The sequence below is a fragment of the Cupriavidus sp. FW306-01-F10A genome (assembly GCF_058782785.1).
The window spans coordinates 171673-188096 of record NZ_JBYSYA010000011.1 but is presented as its reverse complement, the minus strand read 5'-3'; the positions used below and the strand labels follow the sequence as shown (position 1 = coordinate 188096).

The window sequence follows — 16424 nt, the reverse complement described above, 5'->3', positions numbered from 1 at the left end:
CCGCGCGCCGCCGCATTAGACCCACCACCATACCCGGAGACCACCGTGAATCCAAACCAACCGGCGGCGAGCGTGCCCGCCCTTGACAGCCTGGGCGGCAACGCCCGGCTGGACACCGAAGCCCAGATCGAAAAACGCGCCTACAGCAAGGTGTTCTGGCGCGTCATGCCGTTCCTGATGCTGTGCTACGTGGTCGCCTACCTGGACCGCGTCAATGTCGGCTTCGCCAAGCTGCAGATGGGCCAGGACCTGGCCTTCTCCGAAACCGTGTTCGGCCTCGGCGCCGGCCTGTTCTTTATCGGCTACTTCCTGTTCGAGGTGCCCAGCAACCTGCTGATGCATCGTATCGGCGCGCGCATCTGGATCGCGCGCATCATGATCACGTGGGGCATCATCTCGGCGCTGTTCCTGTTCGTGAAGACGCCGACCCAGTTCTACGTGATGCGCTTCCTGCTCGGCCTGGCCGAAGCGGGCTTCTATCCCGGCGTGATCCTGTACCTGACCTACTGGTTCCCGGCCAACCGCCGCGGCAAGATGATCGCGCTGTTCATGTCGGGCATCCCCATCGCGGGCATGTTCGGCAACCCGCTGTCGGGCTGGATCATGGACGCGTTCAACGGCACCCACGGCATGCGCGGCTGGCAATGGATGTTCCTGCTGGAGGCCCTGCCCGCGCTTGTGATCGGCGTGGTGACGGTGTTCGTGCTGCGCGACGGCATCGACAAGGCGCCGTGGCTTGACGCCGATGAAAAGCGCGTGCTCAAGCGCAATATCGAGGAAGACCAGCGCAGCGCCCATAACGCCGCCAGCGCCGCCGGCAAGGCCCACGGCCACTCGCTGGGTGCGGTGTTCTCCGACCGCCGCGTGTGGTGGATGTGCCTGATCTACTTCTGCTTCGTCACCGGCCAGTACGCACTGACCTTCTGGATGCCGACGCTGGTGAAGGCCAGCGGCGTGACCGGCAACCTGAACATCGGCCTGCTGTCCGCGATCCCGTTCATCTGCGCCGTGATCGTCATGAACATCCTGGGCCACAGCGCCGACGCGCGCCGCGAGCGCCGCTGGCACCTGATCGTGCCGGCGCTGATGGGTGCCACGGGCTTTGCCATTGCTGCCTCGTTCACCAACAATACAACGGTGGCCATCGCCGCACTGTCGCTGGCCGCTGCCGGGGTGCTGACCTGCGCGCCGCTGTTCTGGTCGCTTCCGACCTCGTTCCTGTCGGGCATTGCCGCCGCTTCCGGTATTGCCGTGGTGAATTCGGTCGGCAACCTGGCCGGCTTCGTGTCGCCGTACATGGTCGGCGCGCTGAAGGACATGACGCAAAGCACGCAGTTGCCCATGTACGTGCTGTCCGCAATTCTGGTCGTCGGCGCCGTGCTGGTGTGGCTGACGCCCGCTAAACTGGTCAACCGCTGATCCTGGCCGGCCCGCTTTCGACGTAGTCTCGATCGGGCCGGATCCGTACTACCGCTTTGGAGTTCCGAATGCCGCGCTTCGCCGCAAACCTCTCGATGATGTACAACGAGCACGCCTTCCTGGACCGCTTTGCCGCAGCCGCGGCCGACGGCTTCCGGGCGGTGGAGTTCCTGTTCCCGTACGAGCACGCCGCCGCCGAGCTGCGCGCGCGCCTGGACGCGAACGGCCTCACGCAGGCACTGTTCAATGCCGCGCCGGGCGACTGGGCAGCAGGCGAACGCGGCCTGGCCGCCCTGCCCGGGCGCGAGGCGGATTTCCGCGGCACCATCGGCCGCGCACTGGAATACGCCGGCGTGATCGGCAATGACCGCTTCCACGTGATGGCGGGCCTGATCCCTGCCGCTGCCGACCGCGCGCGCTGCCGCGCCACTTACCTCGAGAACCTCGCTTTTGCCGCCAGCGCTGCCGCCGCCCAGGGCGTGACCGTGCTGATCGAGCCGATCAACACGCGCGACATGCCGGGCTATTTCCTGAACCGCCAGGACGACGGCCAGGCCATCTGCAAGGAAGTCGGCGCGGCCAACCTGAAGGTGCAGTTCGACTGCTACCACTGCCAGATCGTCGAAGGCGATGTCGCGATGAAGCTCAAGCGCGACATCGCGGGCATCGGCCATATCCAGATCGCCGGCGTGCCCGAGCGCCATGAGCCGGACGTGGGCGAGCTGAACTATCCGTATCTGTTCGAGGTCATGGACACGCTCGGCTACGACGGCTGGATCGGCTGCGAATACCGCCCGCGCGCCGGCACCTCGGCGGGCCTCGGCTGGCTCAAGCCCTACCTGGGCCGCTGATCGCGACCAACCCCAAGAACAACCGCTCCCATCCTGCCATGAACGTACTGATTACCGGCGGCGCCGGCTTCCTCGGCCTGCAACTCGCCCGCCTGCTGCTGCAACGCGGCACCCTGAACCTTGACGGCCAGCCCGTGGCCATCAAGCGCCTGACGCTGCTGGACGTGGTGGCGCCGCAAGGCCTGGACGATGCGCGTGTGCGCGTGGTGACGGGCGACCTGTCCGACCCGGCGGTGCTGCGCCAGGCCATCGACATCAACACTGGCGCCGTGTTCCACCTGGCGGCCGTGGTCAGCGGCCAGGCCGAGGCGGATTTCGATCTCGGCATGCGCGTCAACCTCGACGCCTCGCGCGCGCTGCTGGAAACCTGCCGTGAACTGGGCCACCAGCCGCGCGTGCTGTTCACCAGCTCGGTCGCGGTCTACGGCGGCCAGCTGCCGCCGGTGGTGCAGGACGATACCGCGCTGAACCCGCAATCGTCATACGGCGTGCAGAAGGCCATCGGCGAGCTGCTGCTGTCGGACTACAGCCGCCGCGGCTTCGTCGACGGCCGCGTGCTGCGCCTGCCCACCATCAGCGTGCGCCCGGGCAAGCCCAATGCGGCGGCGTCGTCGTTCGCCAGCGGCATCATCCGCGAGCCGCTGTCGGGTGTTGCTGCCAACTGCCCGGTGGCACCGGAAACGCCGCTGTGGCTGCTGTCGCCGCGAGCTGCCGTGGCGGCGCTGGTCAATGGGATCGAGCTGGCTGGCGAGCGGCTGGGCAACCGTCGTGTGATCAACCTGCCGGGGCTGTCTGTGACGGCCGCCGGCATGGTCGATGCGCTGTGCCGCGTGGCGGGCAATGCGGTGGCGGATCGTGTCACGTGGGAACGTGAGGAACGCGTGGAGAAGATCGTCGGCACGTGGCCGGCGGCGTGGAATGCGGACCGCGCGTTGTCGCTGGGATTCCAGAGTGACGCGAGTTTTGATGACGTGATTCGGGCGTATATGGAGGACGCTGGGCTGAACAAGTAAGCCGCCCATGCCTCGTTGTTGCGACGGCTCCGTTATCTACTGAGAGCCGGTCCCCCTCGCGAGTCACGCGCCGCCCTCTCCCCCGCCCCTTTCGCATGCGGGAGAGGGGCGCAAACCAGTAGCATTGGTCAGGTCCTCGGCTAAATCAAGCCGCCGGCTTCACCACCTCATACCCCTCGATAATTTCCCGCACCTGCCCCGGAATCGCCGCCGATTTCTGCGTGGCCGGGTCCGCGCACACATAGACGATCTCACCGGTGATCAGGTGTTCGTCGCCGCGGAACATCTCCACCCGGAACAGCATGCTCGAGCGCCCCAGGCGCGACATGCGTCCGCGGATTTCCAGCTCGTCGTCAAAGCGTGCCGAGGCGTGGTATTCCAGCGTGGACTTGACCACGAAGATGTCGACGCCATGCGCGTGCAGCACGTCTTCCGGGTAGCGGATGCCCAGCGCGCGCCAGTATTCGGTCACGCAGATATCGCAGTACGTCAGGTAGTGCGCGTTGAAGACGATCGACTGCGGATCGACTTCGGCCCAGCGCACGCGCAGCGGGATGCTGTGCCGGAAATCCTCTTTGGCCATCGGCTTGGTCTCCTTGTTTGTCGTGGCTTGTCAAAGCACCAGGCCGCCGGCCCGCCGGACAGGGCCGGCAGGCGCGGCGGCCTGGATCGATGGTGGCGGCGGCAGGCTGATTGCGCTTATTGCGCCTTGGCCAGCCCCAGCTTCTCGATGATCGCCTTTTCCTTCTTGACGGTCTCGGCCGCAAACTGCGCGTATTGCTGGCTGTTCATGTAGTACGGCTCCATGTCGAATTTGGCCAGCGATTCGCGGTAGTTGGGCATGTCCATGGCCTTCTTGAAGGCGTCATGCAGCTTCTGCACGATCTTCGGGTCGGTGCCTTTGGGCGCGACCAGGCCGAACGGCGAGGTCTGCACGATGCCGATGCCCAGTTCCTTCAGCGTCGGCACGTTGGGGAAGCGCGCCGAGCGCTTCTCGCCCCAGGTCGACAGCAGGCGCAGCTTGCCCTGCTCAACGTACGGTGCCCATGCCGGCGTGTCGGCCACCGACATCACGTGGCCGCCCAGCAGCGCCTGCATCGACTCGGAATTGCCCTTGTAGGGGATGTGCGAGAACTGCACGCCCTGCTTCATGGCCAGCTCTTCCATGGTCAGGTGCAGCGTGGTCATGGAGCCCGGCGAGCCGTAGGTCAGCTTGCCCGGATTGGCCTTGGCGTAGGCGATGTACTCCTGCATCGTCTTGATCGGCGAATCGGCCGGCACCACCAGGCCGAACGAATAGCCGGCGAGGTTGATGATGTAGCTCAGGTCCTTGACCGGGTCCCAGTTGATCTTGGTGGTGTACGGCAGGCGGTAGACCGGCATGGCGACCTGGGCCAGCGTGTAGCCGTCCGGCGCGGTCGTCTGCATCATCTGCGCGGGCAGCACGCCGCCCGCGCCGGGCTTGTTCTCGACGATCACGGGCTGGCCCAGGATCTTGGAGGCGTTGTCGGCGAGCACGCGGAACGGGATATCCGTGGAGCCGCCGGCGGTGTAGCCGATCACCAGGCGGATCGGGCGCTGCGGGAACTTGTCGGCCTGTGCCTGGGCGGGCATGGCGGCAAGGCCCAGTGCCGCGGCGGCGGCGGCGATGCCCGCGCGGGCAATGAAGTGGCGGCGTTGCATTTGACTATGTCTCCTTGTGCTGCAAGTCACTGCTGAAAATGGAAGGCCGGGGCCGGTGCGGCCCTGACCGTGGCTGCTGGTCTAGTTGTGCGGTGTGCCGAACGCGGCGCGCAGCGCGGCAACGGCGTCGGCATGTGCCTGCGCCACCGCCGGCACGAAACGGCCCAGCTTGAAGAAATCATGGATCATGCCGGGGTAGTCCGCCAGCGTGGCGGCGACGCCGGCGGCGCGCAGCTTCTCTGCGTAGGCCACGCCCTCGTCGTGCAGCGGGTCGTAGCCGGCCACGGCGATCCAGGCCGGGCATGTGCCGCGCACCTCGGCGCCGGCGCCGCCGCCATCCAGCGGGGCGAAACGCCAGTCGTCGCGGCTGGCTTCCTGGTCCAGGTACTGGGCAAAGAACCAGCGGATCATGTCCGCCGTCAGCAGGTAGCCATCGGCCAGCGCGCGGTGCGACGGCGTGTCCTGGCGCGCACAGGTGCCGGGATAGATCAGCAACTGCAGCACGGGCGCCAGGCCCGCATTGCGGGCCTCCACGGCACACGCCGCGGCCAGCGTGCCGCCGGCGCTGTCGCCACCCACGGCGATGCGCGCCGGGTCGGCCCCCAGCCGGCCGGCTTCGGCGAAGACCCAGTGCAGCACATCGAAGGCGTCGTTGGCCGCGGTCGGGAAACGCCATTGCGGCCCGAGCCGGTAGTCCACCGACAGCACCATGCAGTCCGCCTGGCCACACAGCAGCCGGCACAGCGGATCGTGCGAATCGACGCTGCCGACGGTGAAGCCGCCGCCATGGAAATACACCAGCAAGGGCAGCGGCTCGGTCCAGCTGGCCTCGCGCGGGGTGTACAGCCTGAGCGGGATGGCGTGGCCGTCGCGCGCCGGCGCCAGCAGGTCTTCCGCCATATGCACGGGCGGCGGGTTGATATCCAGGATCGGCGCGCTTTTCTCGTAGGCGAGCTTGGCGTCCTCGGGCTCCATCGCGTGGATCGGCGGCCGCTTGGCGCGCGCGATCAGCTCCAGCAGCGCGGCCACCTGCGGGTCGAGCGGGCTGGACGGCAGGCCGGGCGTGGCGGGCGCATCAGGGTTGGAAGGCGGTGCGGCGGACATAGGGAATGACGCGGATCCGGACCCGGTGCCAGCGGCGCGCACAAGCTCTGGCGCGTCGCCCGCATCGGGACAAGTTCGAATTGTGAACGATCGTTCGATTTTAGTATGATGCCAGATGTTCCAGGGGCCCGGCAGTACGAGATAACCCCGAAAAATCGCTGTCAGCCTGCCACGCGGCAAGTTTTTGCGCGATGATCGGCTGAAGCGGTCCCGAGGACTCCGGAAACGCAGTAGTGCAGGTCCATTGAAACCCAAGACAGCGTGCCTGGCGAGCATCCGCTCAGGCCCGTGCAGAAGACAATTTGGCGGCAGATCCCGGCAGGAGACAAGCAAACATGGCGTTTATCTACTATCTGACCCACATCCACCTGGATTTCGGCGCGGTAAGCCTGCTCAAGTCCGAATGCGAGCGCATCGGCATCCGCCGCCCGCTGCTGGTGACCGACAAGGGCGTGGTCGCCGCGGGCGTGGCGCAGCGTGCCATCGATGCAATGCAGGGCCTGCAGGTTGCGGTGTTCGATGAAACCCCGTCGAACCCGACCGAGGCCATGGTGCGCAAGGCCGCCGCGCAGTACCGCGAGGCCGGCTGCGACGGGCTGGTGGCGGTGGGCGGCGGCTCGTCGATCGACCTGGCCAAGGGCATCGCTATCCTGGCCACGCATGAGGGCGAGCTGACCACCTATGCCACCATCGAAGGCGGCAGCGCCAGGATCACCGACAAGGCGGCGCCGCTGATCGCGGTGCCCACCACCTCGGGCACCGGCAGCGAGGTGGCGCGCGGCGCCATCATCATCCTGGACGACGGCCGCAAGCTGGGTTTCCATTCCTGGCACCTGCTGCCCAAGTCCGCCGTCTGCGACCCGGAACTGACGCTGGGACTGCCAGCCGGGCTGACCGCGGCCACCGGCATGGATGCAATCGCGCACTGCATCGAGACCTTCCTGGCCCCCGCCTTCAACCCGCCCGCGGACGGCATTGCGCTGGACGGCCTGGAGCGCGGTTGGGGCCATATCGAGCGCGCCACCCGCGACGGCCAGGACCGCGACGCGCGCCTGAACATGATGAGCGCATCGATGCAGGGCGCGATGGCGTTCCAGAAGGGGCTGGGCTGCGTGCATTCGCTGTCGCACCCGCTGGGCGGGCTGAAGATCGACGGCCGCACCGGCCTGCACCACGGCACCCTCAATGCGGTGGTGATGCCCGCGGTGCTGCGCTTCAATGCCGACGCGCCCACGGTGGTGCGCGACGACCGCTACGCACGCCTGCGCCGCGCCATGCACCTGCCCGACGGCGCCGATATCGCGCAGGCCGTGCACGACATGACCGCGCGCCTGGGGCTGCCCACCGGGCTGCGCCAGATGGGCGTCACCGAGGACATGTTCGACAAGGTGATTGCCGGTGCGCTGGTCGACCACTGCCACAAGACCAACCCGAAAGAAGCCAGCGCCGCGGATTATCGGCGTATGCTTGAGCAGTCCATGTAGCACACAGCAGCTTCCCGCCGGTCAGACCGACCAAGCGGCTGTCCGGCGGCCCTCCCTCCACAGCGCAGGAGACAACATGAGCGGCGAGCATTTGCAGGTAGTCCATGGCGATATCACCCGGATGGAAGTCGATGCCATCGTCAACGCGGCCAATAGCGGCCTGTTGGGCGGCGGCGGCGTCGACGGGGCCATCCACGGGGCCGGCGGCTCCGCCATCAAGGAGGCCTGCCGCGCGATCCGCGACGCGCAGGGCGGCTGCCCCACCGGCGAGGCGGTGATCACCACCGGCGGCCACCTGCCGGCGCCATACGTGATCCACGCGGTCGGGCCGGTCTGGCAAGGCGGCGACCAGGGCGAGGACGAACTGCTCGCCAACGCCTACCGCAACAGCATCCGGCTGGCGGCGCAGCATCACCTGCGCAGGCTGGCGTTCCCCAATATCAGCACCGGCATCTACGCCTTCCCGCGCGAGCGCGCGGCGGATATCGCCATCGCCGCGGTGCGCGAGGCGCTGGCCGGGGCGCCAGATATAGAGCAGGTCACCTTCGTCTGCTTCGACGACGAAAACTACCGGCTCTACCGCGAGCGTTTGACCTGAACGCCATGTGCGGCTGCCCCAGGGCAGCCGCACGTCCGGGTCAAGCCGGCAGCGCGCTGCGGATAAGCTGGTTGACGCGTTCCGGCTGTTCGTGGATCACCCAGTGGGTGCCCTCGGGGATGCGCTCGACGCGCAGGTCCGGCACGAAATCGGCCAGCCCGTCCACCAGCGACTTCGGCAGCGCGCGGTCGCGCTCGCCCCAGATCACCAGTGTCGGCACCCTGACCACAAAGGCGGCCGGATCCAGGCGCGAGATGTCGGGCGGCGGCTCGCCCTCGCCGGGCGGGTGCATGGGCGAGGCGCGGTAGAAATTGACGCCGCCGGTAAGCGGATGGACGCCGGCGTCCTGGCCTTCGCCCGGCTGGGACCATGCCGCGTGGTACCTGGCGCGCGTCTCGGGCGTGTACCAGGCCGCAGGTTTGCCGTCGGCATCGGCCAGCATCCGGTCCAGCAGCGCGAAGTCGTTGGCGGCGAGCGCCTTTTCCGAGCCCGGCTTGCGCAGCCAGTTCATGTAGGCGGAAGCGGCCTGCTGCCCGGGATCGGTGGCCAACGCGCGCGCAAACAGGTACGGATGCGGCGAGTTGACGATGATGAGCTGGCGCACCAGTTGCGGGAACTGGATTGCAAGGTTCCAGCAGATCGCCCCGCCCCAGTCGTGCGCCACCACCACGGCCTGGTCATAGCCCAGCGCGCTGACCAGCTGCACCAGGTCTTCGACGATATGGCGCGGCCGGTAGGCCTCGACCTCGGCGGGCTTGCTCGACAGGTTGTAGCCGCGCAGGTCCGGCGCCACGGCAAAATGCGTGCGCCCGAACTCGGCCAGCTGGGCCTCCCATTCGAACCAGAATTCAGGAAAGCCGTGCACGAACAGCATCAGCGGCTTGCCGCGCTCGCCCGCGCTGGCGTAGTGCAGGCGGGTACCGTTGGGCAGCGTGGCGTACTGCAGGTGGCGGATCACGGCGGCGGGGGCAGCCATGTTGTTCTCCATATGCGGTCCTCCTCGTTGTGGCGTTGTGCTGGCGTCAGCCGCGCAGCGCGGCAACGAGGCCCGCGCGGACCTCGGGCTTGTCGGCAAACGGATCGCCGGGATTGCGCTGCCCGACGATGTCCTCGAAGCGCTGGCGCACGGGGGCGAGCGCCTGGGGGTGGGAATAAATATAGAAGCTTTCGTCGCGGATGGCATCGAAGGTCAGCTGCGCGACCTCGGCGGCGGTCACCTTGCCGGAGCCGACGGCCTTGTCCGACAAGGCCTGCGATACCAGCTGCGAGCGCGTCGGCGGCGCCTGGTTGGCCAGGTCGGCGGGCCGGTTGCGCTGTGACTGGTTGATGCCGGTCGGCACGAAGTACGGGCACAGTACCGAGCACCGCACCTGCTCGGTCACCAGGCCCAGGTCCTGGTACAGGGTTTCAGTCAACGCCACCACCGCGTGCTTGGACACGTTGTACACGCCCATTGCCGGCGGGTTCAGCAAGCCCGCCATCGACGCCGTGTTGACGATGTGGCCCTGGTAGGCCGGATCCTTCTCTGCCGCGGCCAGCATCAGCGGCGTGAAGATGCGCACGCCGTGCACGACGCCGTACAGGTTGACGCCCAGCACCCACTCCCAGTCCTTCTCGGAGTTCTCCCAGATCAAGCCGCCCGCACCCACGCCGGCGTTATTGAACAGCAGGTTGACCTGGCCGAAGGCTTCGATGGCGGCATCGGCCAGCGCCTGCACCTGGTCGGCACGCGAGACGTCCGTGCGCAACCCGATCACCGGCACATTGCGTGCCTTGAATTCCGCCACGGTCGCGTCCAGCGCGTCTTCCTGCACATCCGCCAGCACCAGCTTCATGCCGAGGTCGGCGGCAATGTGGGCAAACTCCTTGCCGAAACCCGAGGCGCCGCCGGTAATGACAGCCACCTTGTTGGAGAAATCCTTCATATCGTCTGTCCTGTCGCGTGTTTCGTTTGGGGAACGGCGGGCCGTGTGCCATGCGCGCGCTCAGGCGGCGCGCTGCACCTGGTAGCCCTGCCGCGGGAAATGCACATTGAGCGCACCGGCACGCGGATCCTGGCGGCGCAGCGTGACGCGGCGCGCGCTCAGCGCCAGCAGCACGCCGGCCACCGGATCGCGCGCATAGTCGGTGGGCGTGACGGTGACGGGGTCGCCGGCCTGCAGGCCTGCATCCACGACCACGCCCTCATCCAGCGCCAGCGGATCGGCACTGCGCGCGGCGCCGATCGCGTCCTCGCTGTCGATCACGCGCGGCCGGCCATGGCCGAAGGTGTTCATGCGCGCATACCAGGCCTGCAAGCGCGGATAAGCCTCCAGCAGCTGCGCCAGCGCGCCGGCGCGGCGGATAAACCAGAGGTTGTGGTACAGCGAGAAATCGGCAACCGACAGCGCCGGCCCGGCCACATGCCCGATCCCGGCCGCGAACTGCGTTTCCAGTTGGCCGAACGTTTCATGCAGCAGCGCGGTGGCTTCGGGCAACGGCATGCGCAGCGCATTGGTGTCGCCGCGCATGGCCTTGCGGTCCGCGCTAAAGGCCTGGACCTGCGCCGGCGACAGGTGGCCCAGCATGCTGGCAACGCCGGCCGGCTGGAACACATAGGTCACCGAAGCCGTGAACAGCGCCGCATCGAACCAGGCTGCCGCGACCCGCGCCGCCGCAGCCTGGGCCGGCGGATACAGCGCCGGCGTGGGCGCCAGCGCGTCCAGCACCTCGCAGATCAGCGCGGTATCGCAGTAGATATCGGCACCGACCTGCAGCACCGGCGTGCGGCGGTAGCCGCCGGTCAGCGCCAGCAGGTCAGGCTTGGGCAGGATGGCGGGGATTTCCACCGCCTGCCACGCCAGTCCCTTGGCGCCCAGCAGCAGGCGGACCTTCTCGGCGAATGGCGAAGTTGCGTACTGGTGAAGAATGATGTCGGCCATGCGATCCAACTCCATGTTTGCCAGCGTGTGCCGTGCGGTTCAGTCCAGCAGGTCCGGCTGTTCCTTGACGATGCGGGCATAGAGCGGCTGGAACTGGAACCAGCCCGCCTGCGCCGTGCCGACGATCGAATAGGCCTGGCGCGCGGCCGCATCGGAGATCAGCTTGAGCGGCGCCTGGGTGCGCGCCGCAGCGGCTTCGGCCAGCAACTGGACCTGGCAGGAGCGCTCCATGGTGATGAACCACCAGGCGGCTTCGTCCACGGTCTTGCCGACCGTCAGCAGGCCATGGTTCTGCAGGATGGCGGCCTTGTTCTGGCCCAGCGCATTGGCGATGCGCTGGCCCTCGTCGAGCTCCACCACCACGCCGCCGAAATCGTCATAGACCGCATGGTCCTGGTAGAACGCGCACACGTCCTGCGTGAGCGGATCGAGCGGGCGGCCCAGCGTGGACCACGCGCGGCCATGGGTGCTGTGCGAATGCGCTGCCGCGACCGCGTCGGAGCGGGTCTGGTGCACGCGCGAATGAATGGCGAAGGCCGCGGCATTGACCGGGTAGTCGCCCTCGACCACGTCGCCGTGGTGGTCGCAGCGGATCAGGTTGGAGACCTTGACCTGGCTGAAATGGACGCCGAAGGGATTGACCCAGAAGGTATCGGGAAACTCCGGGTCGCGCGCGGTGATATGGCCGGCCACGCCTTCGTCGAAACCGAACCTGGAAAACAGCCGGAAGGCCGCGGCCAGGCGCTGCTTGCGGTGCAGGCGCTCTTCGGCGGCGGTGGCGAACTGCGGCGGGCGCGGCAGGTTGCGGTAACGTGCCTTGACCTCTTCGGGCAGGCCGGCGCCGATCTCGTCGCCGCTCTGGATTTGCGGGGCTTGCGGGGCATTCATCGGTGTCTCCATCCTTTTGGTGAAATCCGTTGCCCGCGGCGCGCCCGGCAGGCGCGCCGCGGCCCTGCATGCGCCGGTCAGACCAGCTTGACCAGCTGCTTGCCGAAGTTCTTGCCCTTGAGCAGGCCGATAAAGGCTTCGGGCGCGCTGGCCAGGCCTTCGGCAATGCTCTCGCGGAACTTGAGCTTGCCCTGGGCGACGGCGGTGCCCAGTTCCTTCAGCGCCTGCGGCCAGACTTCCATATGCTCGGAGACGATAAAGCCTTCGATGGTCAGGCGCGACACCAGGATCAGCTGCGGGTTCTTCAGCGGCAGCGGCTGGCCGTCATAGCCCGCGATCATGCCGCACATGGCAATGCGGCCGAAGGCGTTCATGCGCGTCAGCACGGCGTCCAGGATATCGCCGCCGACATTCTCGAAATAGCCGTCGATGCCGTCCGGGGTGGCTTCCTTGAGCATCTTGTAGAGCTCCTTGGGATCCTTGGCCGCCTTGTAGTCGATGCAGGCATCGAAGCCCAGCTCATTGACCACGTAGTCGCACTTGTCCTTGCCGCCGGCAAAGCCGACCGCGCGGCAGCCGGCCAGCTTGGCCAGCTGCCCGACCACGCTGCCCACCGCGCCGGAGGCCGCGCTGACCGCGATGGTCTTGCCCGGCTTGGGCAGGATGATCTTGTTCAGGCCATACCAGGCGGTCACTCCCGGCATGCCGACCGAACCGAGGTAGGCCGACAGCGGGATATGCGTGGTGTCGACCGGCTGCAGGCCGGTGCCGTCGCTGACGCCCATCTCCTGCCAGCCGAACATGCCGACCACCTTGTCGCCCGGCTTGAACTTGCTGTTCCTGCTTTCCACCACTTCGCCCACGGTGCCGCCGATCATGACCTCATCGAGCGGCTGCGGCGCGGCATAGGACTTGCTGTCGTTCATGCGGCCGCGCATGTACGGGTCCAGCGACAGGTAGTGGTTGCGCACCAGCACCTGGCCGTCGGCGATCTGCGGCACGGGCACTTCTTCCAGGCGGAAATTGGCCGGCGTCACCGCGCCTTCGGGACGCGAGGCCAGGACGATGCGCTTGAACGTTTTGGACATGGTCGATTCCTTTCAGTAGGAAACTGGAACGGCTTGAATACTGCGTCGGGAGGGACAGCCGCGCTGCCCCGTCTGCTGCATCGGCGCCGGCGCTCAGCCGTCGGCACCGGTATCGGTTTCACCCGGGCGCTGCGGCGGCATGCGCCGGATGTACTTGAAGGTGCCCGAGCCGCGCGCCACGGTCTTGCCGTCGGCATCGACGATCTCGCCTTCGCAGAACACCATGGTGGTGGTGCGGTGCACGGTAGTGCCGCGCGCGGTCAGCGCGCCGCGCCCCGGCGCCATGAAGCTGGTCTTCATCTCGATCGTGACCACGCCCCGGCCGTCCGCGTCGCTGCTGCGGCCGGCCACCGCCATGGCCACGTCGAGCAGCGTCATGATCACGCCGCCGTGGGCCATGTCCCAGCTGTTCTGGTGGCGCTTCTCGATCGGCAGCGCGATCTCGCTGCGGCCGCCTTCGGCGAGGCTGCAGGTCACGCCGAGGTCGGCAAGGAAGGGGATGTGGGTCAGGGGGCCTTTGAACTGGTTCATGGCAATTGCGAGTCCGAGAATTAGGTGCCGGCGAGGCCGAGGCCTCGCGCCGGCCCCAAGTTTGAGGGCAATCCGGGATTCCGCCAAGCCGCACGGTGCGGCTTGCCCGGAATGCGCCCTGCCCGGCTCAGACCGCGCTGACGCCGCCGTCCACCGCCAGGATCTGGCCGGTGATGTGCTTGCCGGCGTCGCTGGCAAACAGCAGCGCGGCGCCCTTCAGGTCTTCATCGTCGCCCAGGCGATGCAGCGGCACGCCGGCGCACATCGCCTCAACGCCCATGCGCTCGAGCGAGCCCTTGGTCATCTTCGACGGGAAGAAGCCCGGCGCCAGCGCGTTGACGGTGATGTTGTGCTCGCCCCACTCGGCCGCCAGCGTGCGCGTGAAATTGACCACCGCACCCTTGGAGGTGTTGTAGGCAATGGTCTCCATGCTGCCCGGCGGGTTGCCGGCCAGGCCTGCGATCGACGCCACGTTGATGATGCGGCCGTAGCGGCGCGGGATCATCGACAGCTTGCCGATGCGCTGGCTCAGCAGGAACAGGCCGCGGATGTTCAGGTTCATCACCTTGTCCCAGGCTTCGACCGGATGGTCTTCGGCCGGGGCGCCCCAGGTGGCGCCGGCGTTGTTGACCAGGATGTCGACGTGGCCCAGTCTGGCGATGGCTTCGTCCGCCAGGCGCGCGACCTCCGACTCCTGCGAGCCGTCGGCGGCGATCCAGTCGGCCTCGATGCCGAGCGACTTCAGGTGCGCCTGCGCCGCCTGCAGCTCGTCGGCCTTGCGCGCCGACAGCACCAGGCGCGCGCCCTGCTCGCCCAGCGCCTCGGCAATCTGCAGGCCAAGCCCGCGCGAGCCGCCGGTGATCAGCGCGGTCTTGCCTTTCAGGTCAAACAGTTGCTGGATGGTACGCATATTGTCTTCCTTCGTTCTGTAGTGTTCGGGGATGGGCAAGCGCCGCTCAGAACCACGCGTCCTGCATGTCGAGCGTGGTGCGGTCGAGCGATTCAAGCAGCGCCAGCTGCGGGCCGGCCTTGGGCAGCTCCCAGCGGAAGAAGTAGGCCGCCGCGGCCAGCTTGCCGCGGTAGAAGTCCTCGTCTTCCTTGCCGTTCGCGCGCGGCAGCGCGGCTTGCGCCAGCAGTGCCTGTTCCAGCCAGATCCACGCCACCACCACGTGCCCGAAGGCCTCCAGGTAGACCGAGGCATTGGCCAGCGTCACGTTGGGGTCGCCCGCGCTCCACAGCGCCTGCGTGACCTCGGCCAGGCGCTTGGTGGCGGCGCCGAGGGCGCCTGCCTGCTGCGACAACTCGGCATTGCCGGCGGCGAGCGCGCGGGCGATGGTGTCCTGCACGCGCTCGCCCAGCAGCTTGAAGGCGGCGCCGTCCTTCATCACCACCTTGCGGCCCAGCAGGTCCAGGCCCTGGATGCCGTGCGTGCCTTCGTGGATCGGGTTGAGGCGGTTGTCGCGGTAGAACTGCTCGACGTTGTATTCGCGCGTGTAGCCGTAGCCGCCATGCACCTGGATCGCCAGGTTGTTGGCCTCCAGGCACCATTGCGACGGCCAGCTCTTGGCGATCGGGGTCAGGATATCGAGCAACAGCGCCAGGCGCGCATGCGCGGCTTCGTCGCCGGCGGCCGCAGCGGCCTCTTCCTCGTCGACCAGGCGCGCGCAATAGAGGTTCAGCGCCAGGCCGCCTTCGACATAGCTCTTCTGCGCCAGCAGCATGCGGCGGATATCGGCGTGCTCGACCAGCTTCACCTGCGGGCTGGCCGCATCCTTGCCGCCGGGGCCGACCGCGCGGCCTTGCGGGCGGTTGCGCGCGTAGTCCAGTGCGTGCAGGTAGCCGGTATAGCCCAGCATCACCGCGCCCAGGCCCACGCCGATGCGCGCCTCGTTCATCATGTGGAACATGCAGGCCAGGCCCTTGTGCGGCTCGCCCACCAGGTAGCCGATCGCACCGGCCTTGCCGCCCGGCTGGTACTTCATGCCTTCGCCGAAGTTGAGCAGGCAGTTGGTGGTGCCGCGGTAGCCCATCTTGTGGTTCAGGCCGGCCAGCACCACGTCGTTGTGCTCGCCCAGCGAGCCGTCTTCATTGACCAGGTACTTGGGCACGATGAAGAGCGAGATGCCCTTCACGCCCGGGATCAGCTTGCCGTCCGGGCCGGGGATCTTGGCCAGCACCAGGTGGACGATATTTTCCGACAGCTCGTGCTCGCCGGCAGAGATCCACATCTTGTTGCCGCGCAGCCGGTACTGCGCGCCCAGCGGCGATTCGCCCTCGTACTCGGCGCGCGTGGTGATGTCCGACAGCGACGAGCCCGCCTGCGGCTCGGACAGGCACATGGTGCCGAAGAAGCGCCCTTCCATCTCCGGCTTGACGAAGGTCTCGACCTGCGCCGGCGTGCCGTGCGCGAGCAGCAGGTTGGCGTTGCCGATGGTCAGGAACGGGTACGAACTGGTACCGACGTTGGCACCCTTGAAGTAGGCAAAGCCGGCCTTCTCGACCACCACCGGCAGCTGCATGCCGCCCAGTTCATAGTCCTGGCCGGCGGCCATCAGGCCGGCCTCGCAGAAGACCTTCAGCGCGGTGCCGACCTCGGGGATGATGCTGACGGTCTCGCCGTCGAAATGCGGTTCCTGCTGGTCGTTCTTCTTGTTGTGCGGCGCGAACAGGTCGGTGGCGATTTTCTCGCAGGTGTCCAGCGCGGCGTCGAAGGTCTCGCGCGAGTGGTCGGCATAGCGCGGGATGCGCGTGAGCTCGTCGACCTTGAGCCATTCGTACAGCACGAAATTCAGGTCGCGGCGGGAAAGGATCATCGACATGGTGTCTCCATGCGGCGCACTGCGT

General features: G+C 67.5%; 16 protein-coding genes. 5 read left to right on the top strand and 11 right to left on the bottom strand.

Annotation, left to right across the window (positions count from 1 at the left end; genetic code table 11):
- The first annotated feature begins 45 nt into the window (after positions 1-45).
- The 3 genes from AC3WLF_RS17910 to denD all read left to right on the top strand — a co-directional run bounded on the left by AC3WLF_RS17910 (position 46) and on the right by denD (position 3283).
- The gene (locus AC3WLF_RS17910) at positions 46-1419 is read left to right on the top strand and encodes an MFS transporter (protein WP_492320177.1); all 1374 of its coding nucleotides are present in this window, start codon (positions 46-48) and stop codon (positions 1417-1419) included.
- Positions 1420-1487: 68 nt separating this feature from the next.
- Entirely contained in the window at positions 1488-2270 is a 783-nt protein-coding gene (gene otnI, locus AC3WLF_RS17905) for a 2-oxo-tetronate isomerase (RefSeq protein WP_492358574.1), read from the top strand.
- A gap of 38 nt (positions 2271-2308) precedes the next feature.
- On the top strand, positions 2309-3283 hold the full coding sequence (gene denD, locus AC3WLF_RS17900; protein ID WP_492340321.1) for a D-erythronate dehydrogenase: 975 nt from the start codon (positions 2309-2311) through the stop codon (positions 3281-3283).
- 145 nt (positions 3284-3428) lie between these two features.
- On the opposite strand, the gene AC3WLF_RS17895 is transcribed toward denD, so the two are convergent.
- The 3 genes from AC3WLF_RS17895 to AC3WLF_RS17885 form a co-directional block, all read right to left on the bottom strand.
- On the bottom strand, positions 3429-3866 hold the full coding sequence (locus AC3WLF_RS17895; RefSeq protein WP_492320174.1) for a YbgC/FadM family acyl-CoA thioesterase: 438 nt from the start codon (positions 3864-3866) through the stop codon (positions 3429-3431).
- A 116-nt stretch (positions 3867-3982) separates the two neighbouring features.
- The gene (locus AC3WLF_RS17890) at positions 3983-4966 is read right to left on the bottom strand and encodes a tripartite tricarboxylate transporter substrate binding protein (RefSeq protein WP_492320173.1); all 984 of its coding nucleotides are present in this window, start codon (positions 4964-4966) and stop codon (positions 3983-3985) included.
- Positions 4967-5047: 81 nt separating this feature from the next.
- Entirely contained in the window at positions 5048-6070 is a 1023-nt protein-coding gene (locus AC3WLF_RS17885; protein WP_492320172.1) for an alpha/beta hydrolase, read from the bottom strand.
- A gap of 335 nt (positions 6071-6405) precedes the next feature.
- Here AC3WLF_RS17885 and gbd point away from each other — a divergent pair, with 335 nt between their 5' ends.
- Together gbd and AC3WLF_RS17875 are read left to right on the top strand one after the other, a co-directional pair.
- Entirely contained in the window at positions 6406-7554 is a 1149-nt protein-coding gene (gene gbd, locus AC3WLF_RS17880; RefSeq protein ID WP_436221556.1) for a 4-hydroxybutyrate dehydrogenase, read from the top strand.
- A 76-nt stretch (positions 7555-7630) separates the two neighbouring features.
- Positions 7631-8152, top strand: a complete 522-nt coding sequence (locus tag AC3WLF_RS17875; protein WP_492320170.1) for an O-acetyl-ADP-ribose deacetylase — start codon at positions 7631-7633, stop codon at positions 8150-8152.
- Positions 8153-8192: 40 nt separating this feature from the next.
- Here AC3WLF_RS17875 and AC3WLF_RS17870 read toward each other — a convergent pair whose 3' ends face one another.
- The 8 genes from AC3WLF_RS17870 to AC3WLF_RS17835 all read right to left on the bottom strand — a co-directional run bounded on the left by AC3WLF_RS17870 (position 8193) and on the right by AC3WLF_RS17835 (position 16399).
- Positions 8193-9140, bottom strand: coding sequence for an alpha/beta fold hydrolase (locus AC3WLF_RS17870; RefSeq protein ID WP_492320169.1), 948 nt, complete (start codon positions 9138-9140; stop codon positions 8193-8195).
- A 34-nt stretch (positions 9141-9174) separates the two neighbouring features.
- Entirely contained in the window at positions 9175-10077 is a 903-nt protein-coding gene (locus AC3WLF_RS17865) for an SDR family oxidoreductase (RefSeq protein ID WP_010810036.1), read from the bottom strand.
- Positions 10078-10137: 60 nt separating this feature from the next.
- A complete protein-coding gene (locus AC3WLF_RS17860; RefSeq protein WP_492356293.1) occupies positions 10138-11073 on the bottom strand; it encodes a glutathione S-transferase family protein in 936 nt (311 codons plus the stop codon).
- Positions 11074-11112: 39 nt separating this feature from the next.
- Complete coding sequence (locus tag AC3WLF_RS17855) at positions 11113-11961, bottom strand: class II aldolase/adducin family protein (RefSeq protein WP_492356294.1); 849 nt, start codon at positions 11959-11961, stop codon at positions 11113-11115.
- A gap of 77 nt (positions 11962-12038) precedes the next feature.
- A complete protein-coding gene (locus AC3WLF_RS17850) occupies positions 12039-13049 on the bottom strand; it encodes an NADP-dependent oxidoreductase (RefSeq protein ID WP_011615136.1) in 1011 nt (336 codons plus the stop codon).
- A gap of 93 nt (positions 13050-13142) precedes the next feature.
- A complete protein-coding gene (locus tag AC3WLF_RS17845) occupies positions 13143-13580 on the bottom strand; it encodes a PaaI family thioesterase (protein WP_492320167.1) in 438 nt (145 codons plus the stop codon).
- A gap of 127 nt (positions 13581-13707) precedes the next feature.
- A complete protein-coding gene (locus AC3WLF_RS17840; protein WP_492320166.1) occupies positions 13708-14490 on the bottom strand; it encodes an SDR family oxidoreductase in 783 nt (260 codons plus the stop codon).
- Between the two features lie 46 nt (positions 14491-14536).
- Positions 14537-16399 (bottom strand): acyl-CoA dehydrogenase, encoded by a 1863-nt coding sequence (locus tag AC3WLF_RS17835; protein WP_492352356.1) that lies wholly within the window; start codon positions 16397-16399, stop codon positions 14537-14539.
- Between the last annotated feature and the right edge of the window lie 25 nt (positions 16400-16424).

Coding starts and splice junctions, on each gene's coding strand:
- AC3WLF_RS17865 (WP_010810036.1), bottom strand. CDS start 10,077: ATGAAGGATTTCTCCAACAAGGTGGCTGTCATTACCGGCGGCGCCTCG.
- denD (WP_492340321.1), top strand. CDS start 2,309: ATGAACGTACTGATTACCGGCGGCGCCGGCTTCCTCGGCCTGCAACTC.
- AC3WLF_RS17860 (WP_492356293.1), bottom strand. CDS start 11,073: ATGGCCGACATCATTCTTCACCAGTACGCAACTTCGCCATTCGCCGAG.
- AC3WLF_RS17870 (WP_492320169.1), bottom strand. CDS start 9,140: ATGGAGAACAACATGGCTGCCCCCGCCGCCGTGATCCGCCACCTGCAG.
- AC3WLF_RS17845 (WP_492320167.1), bottom strand. CDS start 13,580: ATGAACCAGTTCAAAGGCCCCCTGACCCACATCCCCTTCCTTGCCGAC.
- AC3WLF_RS17885 (WP_492320172.1), bottom strand. CDS start 6,070: ATGTCCGCCGCACCGCCTTCCAACCCTGATGCGCCCGCCACGCCCGGC.
- otnI (WP_492358574.1), top strand. CDS start 1,488: ATGCCGCGCTTCGCCGCAAACCTCTCGATGATGTACAACGAGCACGCC.
- AC3WLF_RS17895 (WP_492320174.1), bottom strand. CDS start 3,866: ATGGCCAAAGAGGATTTCCGGCACAGCATCCCGCTGCGCGTGCGCTGG.
- AC3WLF_RS17875 (WP_492320170.1), top strand. CDS start 7,631: ATGAGCGGCGAGCATTTGCAGGTAGTCCATGGCGATATCACCCGGATG.
- gbd (WP_436221556.1), top strand. CDS start 6,406: ATGGCGTTTATCTACTATCTGACCCACATCCACCTGGATTTCGGCGCG.
- AC3WLF_RS17835 (WP_492352356.1), bottom strand. CDS start 16,399: ATGTCGATGATCCTTTCCCGCCGCGACCTGAATTTCGTGCTGTACGAA.
- AC3WLF_RS17855 (WP_492356294.1), bottom strand. CDS start 11,961: ATGAATGCCCCGCAAGCCCCGCAAATCCAGAGCGGCGACGAGATCGGC.
- AC3WLF_RS17840 (WP_492320166.1), bottom strand. CDS start 14,490: ATGCGTACCATCCAGCAACTGTTTGACCTGAAAGGCAAGACCGCGCTG.
- AC3WLF_RS17890 (WP_492320173.1), bottom strand. CDS start 4,966: ATGCAACGCCGCCACTTCATTGCCCGCGCGGGCATCGCCGCCGCCGCC.
- AC3WLF_RS17850 (WP_011615136.1), bottom strand. CDS start 13,049: ATGTCCAAAACGTTCAAGCGCATCGTCCTGGCCTCGCGTCCCGAAGGC.